This window comes from Alteromonas sp. 5NW40-0090 (assembly GCF_057552975.1).
The window spans coordinates 252136-263250 of record NZ_BAAJLT010000009.1 but is presented as its reverse complement, the minus strand read 5'-3'; the positions used below and the strand labels follow the sequence as shown (position 1 = coordinate 263250).

Here is an 11115-nt window from a genome sequence, read left to right as displayed (position 1 = left end):
AAAAAAGGGGCATTCGCCCCTTTGTTCTTGCCTAACGTAAGTAGGGTAGACAGGTTGTTACATCGACATAACTAATGAATTCAACCTCTATTCAATCAGACAACTTCTCTCAACTTCTTGCATCACAAAGTTAGAAGAGACACTTTTTATTTCTTTTAATGCGGAAATAGCAACAGCATATTATGGACATCCCTTGTTTTTAGCGTAGCGCCAACCAAAACATGAAAAAAGTGCTTGTGGTCAAAGCTTTGAATATTCTGTACGGATAATTCGACAACTTTTCCATTGTTATCTTTATCAATAGGGGGAGTAATTTTCCATTTTCTTAAATCAAACTTTTCAGCTGGAAGTGCTCAAACATTAGCAATATCCGAAGTGTGAATTAATGGAAGAAGCATTAGAACCGGCGTAGCCTATGTCGTAACGGAAACGTCAAATAACGAAAAGCCAAAAGGCATTATTTTTATTTTAGACATTTAAACCCCCTCGTAGATAATCGCTTAGCTATTCAACTCATACTTATGACTATGCACACGGCAATATTTAGCGCGATAAGTGAACTTTTTGGTAATACCGAAAAAACACTGAACACTATATTCTTCATCTGCTGTTTATTTGAGGCCGTTTCGCTAAGTTTTGTTCGGAAAGGCTTTGATAACCCCAAAGGAAAGACACGGAAAATTTCTCTTAAAGTGTGTAGAAAATTCTTTCAATACATTTTGCAGTAGCAGTCTTGTTTCATATCTTCCTGAAATACAAAGAAATATATTGTGGTATAGAAACTGCAAATTCAAATTACACATAGTAATTAAAATTAGCGCGCTGACCGACATAGATTGATTTTTCAGCGACAGGATCGTTAACCAAATAAATTGTTAACCAAAATATGAGCAGTTCACAGTTGGTCAAGGAGTGAGGCATGAACGTTTTAAAGTGGGTTTATTCAGCTATAGTTCTTTCAGTTGTAATAGCATTAATCGGTTTGTTCGGACAGGGTAAGCTTTCAATTAGCCAAGCAACGGCTGATGACGCTGAACGCACTGTTCATGCAGATATCGTCAAAGTTGAACAGACATTATCACTTGTAGAGTTTGATTTATCCAAAAAGGCGCATCTGCTTAGAAAAACACGCTTAGATTTTTATGTTAAGCAGGCAAAACAAGCTGATTTAAGAGGCTGGAAATTCAAACGTGACGAGTTTGTCGAGCGCGCTGAGAACATCCTTAACCACCATCTTTCACAATATGCGAACGATATCGCTCGAGAGACAGAGAGCTACACCGCACAGGCAATTTAGCCCAAACATCATTACTGAAAACGCCCTTTACGTTTTGAGAACGTAAGGGGCGTTTTTGACTTTCATATCCACACAAATTTCAGGCAAAGAAAAGCGAAGCTTAAGCTTCGCTTTAATATTGTTTTCGTTGCTATTCTACTTCTACGATTTTCAGGGTATTAGTTGCGCCTACTTTTTCCATTTCATCGCCATAAGTCAGAATGATACTGTCTCCGCTTTTCACCAAGCCTTTTTCTTTAAGTGATGCAATGACATCGTACTTCAATTTGCCAGGCTCACTGTTAGATGAGTCGAAGAAAACCGGCTTAACGCCACGGCAAAGCGCCATTGTATTCAGCGTTGATTCGTGACGAGACATCGCAATAATTGGCAGAGCTGTAGTGATGCGTGACATCAATGTTGGCGTAGTTCCGCTTTCAGTTAAACCTACAATCGCTTTAACGCTTGGCAAGTGGTTTGCAGCGTATACAGCAGAGAGGGCAATTGATTCGCTAGTAGATGAAAACTGCTGGTCCATGCGGTGCTTAGAGATTTTAACGCTCGGATGGGTTTCTGCACCTTCACACACTCGGGCCATAGCAGCAACCGTTTCGATAGGGAAGTTACCTGCGGCAGTTTCAGCTGAAAGCATAACCGCGTCAGTGCCATCAAGTACGGCGTTTGCAACGTCCATTACTTCTGCACGCGTTGGCATAGGGCTATCAATCATCGACTCCATCATTTGAGTCGCAGTAATAACCACTTTGTTCAGTTGACGAGAGCGGGCGATAAGCTTTTTCTGAACGCCTACAAGTTCTGCGTCTCCAATTTCAACACCTAAATCACCACGGGCTACCATAACGGCGTCTGACGCAGTAATGATGTCGTCCATGGCTTCATCAGAAGCTACCGTTTCAGCACGTTCAACCTTCGCACAAATTTTTGCGTAGCAACCTGCCGCTTCAGCAAGCTCTCTAGCATAATTCAGGTCTGCACCGCTTCGAGGAAATGAGACCGCAAGGTAATCAACACCAATCTTGGCCGCGGTTTTGATGTCTTCTTTATCTTTGTCGGTAAGGGCATCAGCAGAAAGCCCACCGCCTTGACGGTTTATGCCTTTATTGTTTGAAAGTTTACCACCTACGGTGACCTCAGTAAGCACCTTGCGACCTTCAACACCCGTTACGCGAAGCTGAATACGGCCGTCATCAAGAAGAAGAATGTCGCCTGCAGATACATCATCAGGAAGCGCTTTGTAATCAATGCCTACCTGGTTAACATTGCCTTCATCGCGACCAAGCTCTGCGTCTAGGACAAACTTAGCGCCTACGTCCAGGTGAACAGCACCTTCTGAAAAACGAGCGACACGAATTTTAGGACCTTGAAGATCGCCTAAGATAGCTACGTATTTACCTAAGTTTTTTGCAGCCTGACGAACGCGCTTGGCACGCTCGATATGATCTTCAGCCTGCCCGTGAGAAAAGTTCATACGCACTGTATTCGCGCCTGCCGCTATTAGCGCCTGGATTTTTTCAAGTGAGTCTGTTGCAGGTCCTAGGGTGGCAAGAATTTTCGTTCTTCTGGTCATGTGATTCCGTCGCTGTTTCTAAGTTAGAAAAGACAAAGAGTGATAGGTATTCCACAATGGGAAAATACCTGTAATCGCTTTACGTAATTTTATTACAGAATAATAGTTGAATTTGACAATAATGTGAATGAAATAAACAAAAACGCCTAACTGGCTCGACCAGTTAGGCGTTCTTCTGGGTTCATTAGCCGCTAATTGCTACGGCAATAAATGCGACTATGATCAGTGTAATGGCGATTTAATCGCCGCGTTTCTCGTATCGTGAACCCCGAAGTGTGTCTTTAACACGCTTAAGGTTTTCTCTGAACTTATTACCACGGCGCAACGTGAATCCAGTTGCAAGCACGTCAATGAGGGTGAGCTGCGCAATGCGAGACGCCATAGGCATATACATATCAGTATCTTCTGGTACTTCCAACGACAGTACGTAGCTGCACTCTTGAGCCAATGGGCTGTCCGCTGACGTAATACCAACAACTGTGGCATCGTTCATTCTGGCGATCTGCGCTATCTCAACAAGACTCTTTGTACGACCAGTATGACTTATAAGTACAACTACATCTCCCGCCGAACAATTCATACAGCTCATACGCTGCATCAGGATGTCTTCAAAGTACACAACGGGGACGTTGAATCGAAAGAATTTATTCAGCGCATCGTGAGCGACAGATGCTGAAGCACCCAGGCCAAAAAACGAAATTTTCTGAGCCTGAGTCAGCAGGTCGACTACACGATTAACAACATTGACGTTAACCGACTGACGGGCAACTTCAAGCGAGGCCATAGTCGACTCAAAAATCTTATTCGTGTATTCATCCGGACTGTCATTTTCATCAACGTGTCGGTTAACGTACGGCGTGCCATTTGCCAAACTTTGCGCTAAATGGAGTTTAAAGTCTGGAAAGCCTTTCGTATCGAGCCTTCGACAGAATCGGTTAACAGTAGGCTCACTAACATCCGACATCTTAGCTAGGGTTGCTATACTAGAATGAATGGCTGTTTGTGGATTAGCCAAAATGACTTCAGCCACCTTTTTCTCAGATTTGCTGAATGCCGCTTGATTTTGTGTGATTTTTTCTAAAATGTTCATACAGATATAGCAATTAGTTAGCACAATTTATTGTAAGGTACACCTGTAATAGTACCCAATGTGACGTCTGTGACAAGAAAAATGTAATTTTTTGACAAATTTTGTTGTTTTTCACAGGGTAAATAAGGGTAAACTGAGGGAAATGGTAAAGATTCAGATCCTATGGTTGGTTCAAGTTGTAATTTTACTACATTTGGTGTTAACTATACGGTAAAAATAGTCGTTAGTGTTGTAAACAATTTTATAATACGCTGCGAGCATATACATTTATAAGGTCGACGAATATGGTATTGGATAATTCCTACGAGCCCTGTGATTTTGTACTTTTTGGTACGCTGGGAGATCTTTCACGACGCAAGTTATTGCCTTCTTTATATCAGTTAGAAAAAGCTAACTTGATGCACCCAGACACTACTATTGTTGGTGTGGCGCGTCAGGAAATGGAGCTTGAAGCATATATTGAAGAAGTTCACGCCAACCTTATTAAGTTTGGTGAAAAGAACTTATGTGAAGAAACTTGGGAACGCATGAAAGCGCGTTTGCATTATGCATGCGTAGACATGAAAGATGTGGAAAGTTACTGCGTTTTAGACGACCACGTTGACCCAACTCGCACCATGGTGTGTTACTTAGCTACACCGCCTGCTATTTATGGCGACATTTGTCGCGGCCTACATAGCTGCAAAATTATCGACTCAAGTGTTCGTGTAGTGCTTGAAAAGCCAATCGGTCACGATTTGGAATCGTCGAAAGTTATCAATGAACAAGTTGCTGAATACTTCGACGAAAAACAGATTTACCGCATTGACCACTATCTAGGTAAAGAAACGGTACTTAACTTAGTATCGCTTCGTTTTGCTAACTCTATTTTTGCAACAAACTGGGATCACAACTGTATTGACCACGTACAAATTTCAGTTGCAGAGTCAGTCGGTATTGAAGGGCGATGGGGCTATTTCGACGACGCGGGACAAATGCGTGACATGGTGCAAAATCACCTGTTACAAATTCTAAGCTTGGTTGCAATGGAGCCGCCAACAACGTTAGATGCCGACAGCATTCGTGATGAAAAGCTTAAAGTGCTTAAAGCGCTTCGCCCTATCAACTCGTTTAACATTAACGAAAGCACGGTACGCGGTCAGTACACGTCTGGTTTTGTTAAAGGCGAAGAAGTACCTGGTTACCTTGAAGAAGAAGGTGCCAATACACAGAGTAAAACTGAAACCTTTATTGCAATAAAAGCTGAAATTGACAACTGGCGTTGGGCCGGCGTGCCATTTTACCTGCGCACAGGTAAGCGTATGCCGACTAAGGTGAGTGAAGTTGTTATTTACTTCAAACGCCAACCGCATAACCTATTTGGTGATAGCTTTAAAAACCTTCCACCTAACAAGTTGGTTATTCGTCTACAGCCTGATGAGGGCGTAGAAATCACCGTAATGAATAAAGTTCCGGGCCTGACCAGCTCAGGTTCGATGGATCTTCAAAAATCTAAGCTTAACCTTAGTTTCTCCGAAGCGTTCGCTGACGAGCGTATCCCTGACGCATACGAAAAGCTGCTCCTTGAGGTCATGTTGGGTAATCAGGCGCTGTTTGTTCGTCGCGATGAAATTGAACAAGCCTGGACATGGGTAGATTCAATTCTTGAAGCGTGGAAGCAATCAAGCGAGCCGCCTGAGCCATATCAAGCAGGTACATGGGGTCCGGTAGATTCTATTGGCCTTCTTGCGCGTGAGAATCGCAGCTGGTATGAAAGCAAAACAGTGAAGAAGAAATAATATGGCGTTAACAACTCTATCATTTGAAACACCTGACGCACTGACAGATGCATTCGCGCATGACTTAGTCAGTATTTTGAAAACAGGTATTAAGACTCGCGGTCGTGCGTCGCTTGTGGTGAGTGGGGGGCGTACTCCACTGGCGCTGTTCAAGCAGCTTAGCGAGACCGATTTAGAGTGGGATAAGGTTGACATTACCCTTGCCGACGAACGCTGGGTTGAAGAAGGCCACGAGGCCAGCAACACCAGCTTAGTGAAAAACAACCTAATTCAAAATAAAGCCGCACCAGCTCGTTTTATCGAACTTAAAAGCGATGTTGGCGATGCAAACGAAGGCGTAAATACAGCTGAGTCTAACCTAGCTAGCATGACACAGCCTTTTGACGCATTGATTCTTGGCATGGGGGAAGATGGGCATACAGCATCGCTTTTCCCGTGTTCAGAACAAGTACTTGACGGCTTAGATATGAGCAGCGGCAGAACTTGCATTGCTGTTCAACCTACAACAGCACCTCATCAACGTATTTCATTAACGCTACCTGCGTTACTCAATAGTCGAAATATCTTTTTACACTTAACGGGTGAAAAGAAAAAGCAAGTTCTGCTAGATGCTATTGAAAATGCTACCGAAGCGCAAAAGCCCATCACCGCGGTTGTAAATAGAGCACCGGTCACTCTGATGTGGGCGCCATAGGAGACAAAAAATGAATCCAAAAATTGCTGAAGTTACGCAACGTATTATCGAGCGTAGCAAAGAAACGCGTAAAGCGTATTTAGAAAAGATTGAAGACGCACGTCGTCAAGGCCCACATCGTGGCGTCTTGTCATGCGGCAACTTAGCGCATGGTTTTGCGGCCTGTGGAACGAGTGAAAAAGCCGACCTTCGCTCGATGACCAAGGCTAATGTCGCTATAGTATCTGCTTATAACGATATGCTTTCAGCTCACCAGCCTTATGAAACCTATCCTGCGCTTATTAAAGAAGCAGTGAAAGAAGTTGGCAGTGTTGCACAGTTTGCTGGTGGTGTTCCTGCAATGTGTGATGGCGTTACGCAAGGCCAGTCTGGCATGGACTTAAGCCTTATGAGTCGTGATAATATCGCTCAGGGTGCAGCTATTGCGCTTTCGCATAATATGTTTGATAGCACTTTGATGCTGGGTATTTGCGATAAAATCGTACCTGGACTTCTGATGGGCGCACTTACATTTGGCCACCTGCCAACTGTTTTTGTTCCTGCCGGTCCTATGCCATCAGGCTTGCCAAATAAAGAAAAAGCCCGCGTTCGTCAGGAATTCGCTGAAGGTAAGGTTGGTCGCGACGCACTGCTTGAAGCTGAGTCTCAGTCTTATCATTCTGCTGGTACTTGTACTTTCTACGGTACAGCAAACTCAAACCAACTTGTGGTTGAGATGATGGGCCTGCATTTACCGGGTTCTTCGTTTGTTAACCCGGGTACGCCACTGCGTGACGCGCTAACAAAAGCCGCCGCGGTTCAAGCAACTCGTCTAACTGACCTTGGCGACAACTACACGCCAATTGGTCACATTGTAGATGCTAAAGCCATTGTGAACGGCCTTGTAGGTCTTCTGGCTACGGGTGGTTCGACTAACCATACCATGCACCTTATCGCTGTTGCGCGCGCTGCTGGTTACATTGTTAACTGGGACGATTTCTCAGATATTTCAAATGCGGTTCCGCTACTTACCCGTATTTATCCTAACGGTTCAGCAGATATAAACCACTTTGTTGCCGCTGGCGGTATGTCGCTGCTTATCAAGCAACTGCTTGACGCTGGCCTGCTTCACAACGATGTGAAAACAATCGTTGGCGATGGCTTAGAGCTATACACCAAAGAGCCAGTGCTAAAAGACGGCGAGCTAGAGTGGCGCGACGGCCCAACTGAGTCTTTGGATAAAGAGGTACTTGCTACTGTTGATGCTCCATTTAAGCCAGATGGTGGTTTGAGTGTGCTTGATGGTAATTTAGGCCGCGGCGTAATCAAAACGTCTGCGCTTCGCACGCCGCATTGCACTATTAAAGCGCCAGCGGTTGTGTTTGAAGATCAGTTTGAACTGGATGACGCGTTTAAGTCTGGCAAGCTAGATAAAGACTGTATTGTTGTTGTTCGCTTCCAAGGTCCATCTGCCATTGGTATGCCAGAGCTTCACCGCTTAACCCCGCCGCTAGGTGTACTGCAAGACCGTGGATTTAAAGTAGCCCTTGTTACTGACGGTCGTATGTCTGGTGCATCGGGTAAGGTGCCTGCTGCTATCCACGTGACTCCAGAAGCGTATAAGGGTGGACTACTTGCAAAAGTGCAAGAAGGTGACATCATTGAACTTAATACCGAAACCGGTGCGCTTACTCTGCATGTTGATGAGGAAACATTGGCTGCACGTGAAGCTGCTCCTGCCAACTTGGCAAAGCATCATGTGGGTATGGGACGTGAAATGTTCGCGGGTATGCGTGCCATCCTTACTGGTGCAGAAGAAGGAGCGTGTTCACTGTTTTACACGCAGGAGCAAGCATAATGAGCCAAAAGTTTGTGGCTGATGTTGGCGGTACCAATATTCGTGTTGCAAGAGTAACCGAGTCTGGCGTCACTGATATCAAAAAATACATGTGTAATGACTTTGCTAGCATTGACCTAGCGATTACTCAGTATTTTTCAGATATGCCAGAGCACAGCTTTACCCAAGGTTGTATTGCAATTGCCTGCCCAGTGCTTGGCGACCAGGTCGTAATGACCAATCACAGCTGGGCATTTTCTCAAAACGCTTTGCGTTCTCAGCTTAAGCTAGACGCATTGTTCGTAATTAACGACTTCACTGCAGTTGCCCATTCATTGCCTGTGTTAGGTAAAGACCAAGTGGTTCAAATTGGTGAAGGCACAGCAAAAGAAAACGGCAATATTGCGGTGTTTGGCCCAGGTACAGGCCTAGGCGTTGAGCACATCACGATGACCTCAACTGGTTGGCAAACATTAGACGGTGAGGGTGGTCATGTAGACTTTGCTCCTGTTGATGAAACTGATGTTGTGGTTTGGCGCCACCTTCAATCTACCTTAGGTCGTGCTTCTGCTGAAGAAGTGATGTCTGGTCGTGGTCTGCACAACATTTACACCGCGCTAGCCAATCACGCATCTTCACCAGTTGTATTTACCGAGCCTGCACAAATTACAGAAGCAGCGCTAAACGGGACCTGTGAATTAGCCGAAGCAACACTGACTCAGTTCTGCCGAATTATGGGTAGCTTTGCAGGTAATCTTGCGCTCAACATGGCAACGACTGGTGGCATCTTTATTGGTGGCGGTATTGCAAACCGTTTCCCTGAGTTTATTCAAAACAGTGATTTTAGAGCGCGTTTTGAGGCGAAGGGGCAAATGAAGCATTACGTAAAAGACATTCCCACCTATCTAATTGCAGAGCCTGATCATGGTTTGTTAGGTGCGGCTGCATATCTGAATCAAAATACAGCGAGCTAAATTATGACATCGAAATGGAAAACCTCTCCAGAGGAAATTTTTGCGGCCGGTCCAGTTGTACCTGTGTTGGTTATCAATGATGTAGAAAAAGCCGTTCCTCTAGCAAAAGCGCTAATGGAAGGGGGTATCAAGGTACTAGAAGTGACGCTGCGTACACCTGCAGCAATCGACGTTATTAAGCGCATTGCCGACGAAGTACCTGATTCTCTAATTGGTGCGGGTACAGTAACCAACGCTCAACAGCTAAAAGCCGTTGTTGAAGCAGGCGCTAAGTTTGCTATCAGCCCAGGCATGACGGCAGACTTACTAAAAGCGGGTATGGATGCAGAAATTCCATTAATTCCTGGTATTTCTTCAACGTCAGATCTTATGAAGGGTAAAGACGCGGGTTACACCCACATGAAATTCTTCCCAGCGGAAGCTTCGGGTGGCGTCAAAGCTATCAAATCTATCAGCGGTCCATTCCCTGATGTGACCTTCTGCCCAACCGGTGGTATTGGCCCAAATAACTACAACGATTACTTAGCGCTTAAAAACGTGAAGTGCGTTGGCGGTTCATGGTTAGCACCGGATGATGCAATTGAGTCGGGCGACTGGGCTCGCATTACCCAATTGGCTAAAGAAGCCGTTGCAGGCGCCAAGCAGTAAGCCGACCAAAGCGTTATATCTGTTAGGTTTGTGAATATGTAAACTCAGTGTAGGAACGTAAGCCCATTAAAGTGTATACGTAAGCTGAGTTCACAATAAAAACAAGCGCCATCAAAAATGGAGATACCGAAAGGGTCTCCATTTTTTTATTGATATTAGAGATAATAAGCGCGACTTGAGTGCACTGTGGCAAGTGAAAGATGGTTTAGTTTTTGGGTATGTCTAGACAGCTTTTTTCACCGATGTTACATACGCGCCCTGTGGTCGATGCGTTTTTGAACACGTGGCTACCAGTTAAGTTAGACAGAAACATTGCTAGCAAGTCTTCATCCATTAAAGCTGTCATTTCTAAGTGTGATAGGCTGTCAAACTTGTGGTGTAAAACATTATTGTTGCTAAGGCTTTCCCAACCAGTACTTAGTGCGATTTTGTCGTCAATAGAAGAGTAAATAAAAGTGGTTACTACACTTTCTTTTACTCTTTGTATAACGTCTATATCATCGGACGCGATGCCAGCATTTTTGTATACAATATTTACTGCTTCCTCAACATGTTTGGTAGATATAAACGTTGAGTAAAACCTGTCTTTATACAAAGTATCCCATAGTGTTAATGTTGAATGATTAAAATCAGTCATTGGTGCGATTAAGTGTAGTTTTGCAGATTCGATTTGTGAGGCAACGTACTGTGCGGCAATGCTACCCATCGAAACGCCTACAATATCAACACTAAGTGGCTCAAGTTTTCCAATTTCATGTAAAACTGGGTCTATAGCGTTCAGACCAAAGGAAAACTTTTCAGCACTGTCTGCGCTTTCAATTACCGTGACCGTAGCCCCTGTTACTAGATGCAGCCATTGTTGGTGCATGGCCACTAGCGCTTTGGGTGTCCCGAACCCTGGGAAAACATATATTAAGTGTCGTTTGTTTTTTACTATCGGAGGTTGACTTGCTGCAAAGTACCACGTCTTTGGTTTGTCATTAACTGCAAGCGTGAATTTAAGGTTGCTTATTTCAATGCTGGGCGTTCGCTGGGCGTTAACGCAGTTACTATTAAACGAACACAATCGAGAAACTTTGAAAATATCAGATGCGTTTCCATCGACGTCCGGCTGATGTTGCTTAGCAATTTGAGAGGCTATGAAATGCGCGCAGCCAGTTAGGCTAAAGATGGGCAGTATCAATAGAATTGTGAAAATTAATATTTTAGGCATTCTTTAGATAACATCCGCTGTAATTCGTCTTATCCGCT

The 11115-nt window shown here is 44.3% G+C and carries 9 protein-coding genes; 6 read left to right on the top strand and 3 right to left on the bottom strand.

What is annotated here, in order from left to right; all coding sequences use genetic code 11:
• Positions 1-919: 919 nt before the first annotated feature.
• Positions 920-1297, top strand: a complete 378-nt coding sequence (locus AC27KT_RS13285; protein WP_487130678.1) for a hypothetical protein — start codon at positions 920-922, stop codon at positions 1295-1297.
• 130 nt (positions 1298-1427) lie between these two features.
• Here the strand turns inward: AC27KT_RS13285 and pyk are convergent, their stop codons facing one another.
• Complete coding sequence (gene pyk, locus AC27KT_RS13280) at positions 1428-2864, bottom strand: pyruvate kinase (RefSeq protein ID WP_487130676.1); 1437 nt, start codon at positions 2862-2864, stop codon at positions 1428-1430.
• A gap of 238 nt (positions 2865-3102) precedes the next feature.
• Positions 3103-3954 (bottom strand): MurR/RpiR family transcriptional regulator, encoded by an 852-nt coding sequence (locus tag AC27KT_RS13275; RefSeq protein ID WP_015067467.1) that lies wholly within the window; start codon positions 3952-3954, stop codon positions 3103-3105.
• 284 nt (positions 3955-4238) lie between these two features.
• On the opposite strand from AC27KT_RS13275, the gene zwf reads away from it, so the two are divergent.
• From zwf to AC27KT_RS13250, 5 genes are read left to right on the top strand one after another with little or no spacing between them, the layout of a single operon-like run.
• Complete coding sequence (zwf, locus tag AC27KT_RS13270; RefSeq protein WP_474873383.1) at positions 4239-5732, top strand: glucose-6-phosphate dehydrogenase; 1494 nt, start codon at positions 4239-4241, stop codon at positions 5730-5732.
• 1 nt (position 5733) lies between these two features.
• Positions 5734-6426 carry a 6-phosphogluconolactonase gene (gene pgl / locus AC27KT_RS13265; RefSeq protein ID WP_487130673.1) on the top strand — a complete coding sequence of 231 codons (693 nt, stop codon included), beginning with the start codon at positions 5734-5736 and terminating at the stop codon, positions 6424-6426.
• A 10-nt stretch (positions 6427-6436) separates the two neighbouring features.
• Entirely contained in the window at positions 6437-8263 is a 1827-nt protein-coding gene (gene edd, locus AC27KT_RS13260) for a phosphogluconate dehydratase (RefSeq protein ID WP_487130671.1), read from the top strand.
• Entirely contained in the window at positions 8263-9216 is a 954-nt protein-coding gene (locus AC27KT_RS13255; RefSeq protein ID WP_487130669.1) for a glucokinase, read from the top strand. The genes edd and AC27KT_RS13255 overlap by 1 nt, the downstream gene beginning before the upstream one ends.
• Positions 9217-9219: 3 nt before the next feature.
• Positions 9220-9864, top strand: coding sequence for a bifunctional 4-hydroxy-2-oxoglutarate aldolase/2-dehydro-3-deoxy-phosphogluconate aldolase (locus tag AC27KT_RS13250; protein ID WP_458730976.1), 645 nt, complete (start codon positions 9220-9222; stop codon positions 9862-9864).
• 205 nt (positions 9865-10069) lie between these two features.
• Here AC27KT_RS13250 and AC27KT_RS13245 read toward each other — a convergent pair whose 3' ends face one another.
• Positions 10070-11077, bottom strand: coding sequence for a hypothetical protein (locus tag AC27KT_RS13245; RefSeq protein WP_487130667.1), 1008 nt, complete (start codon positions 11075-11077; stop codon positions 10070-10072).
• Positions 11078-11115 lie beyond the last annotated feature (38 nt).

Excerpts from the sequence above, each read along its gene's own strand:
- zwf (WP_474873383.1), top strand. The coding sequence starts at position 4,239 with ATGGTATTGGATAATTCCTACGAGCCCTGTGATTTTGTACTTTTTGGT.
- pgl (WP_487130673.1), top strand. The coding sequence starts at position 5,734 with ATGGCGTTAACAACTCTATCATTTGAAACACCTGACGCACTGACAGAT.
- pyk (WP_487130676.1), bottom strand. The coding sequence starts at position 2,864 with ATGACCAGAAGAACGAAAATTCTTGCCACCCTAGGACCTGCAACAGAC.
- AC27KT_RS13250 (WP_458730976.1), top strand. The coding sequence starts at position 9,220 with ATGACATCGAAATGGAAAACCTCTCCAGAGGAAATTTTTGCGGCCGGT.
- AC27KT_RS13285 (WP_487130678.1), top strand. The coding sequence starts at position 920 with ATGAACGTTTTAAAGTGGGTTTATTCAGCTATAGTTCTTTCAGTTGTA.
- AC27KT_RS13255 (WP_487130669.1), top strand. The coding sequence starts at position 8,263 with ATGAGCCAAAAGTTTGTGGCTGATGTTGGCGGTACCAATATTCGTGTT.
- AC27KT_RS13245 (WP_487130667.1), bottom strand. The coding sequence starts at position 11,077 with ATGCCTAAAATATTAATTTTCACAATTCTATTGATACTGCCCATCTTT.
- edd (WP_487130671.1), top strand. The coding sequence starts at position 6,437 with ATGAATCCAAAAATTGCTGAAGTTACGCAACGTATTATCGAGCGTAGC.
- AC27KT_RS13275 (WP_015067467.1), bottom strand. The coding sequence starts at position 3,954 with ATGAACATTTTAGAAAAAATCACACAAAATCAAGCGGCATTCAGCAAA.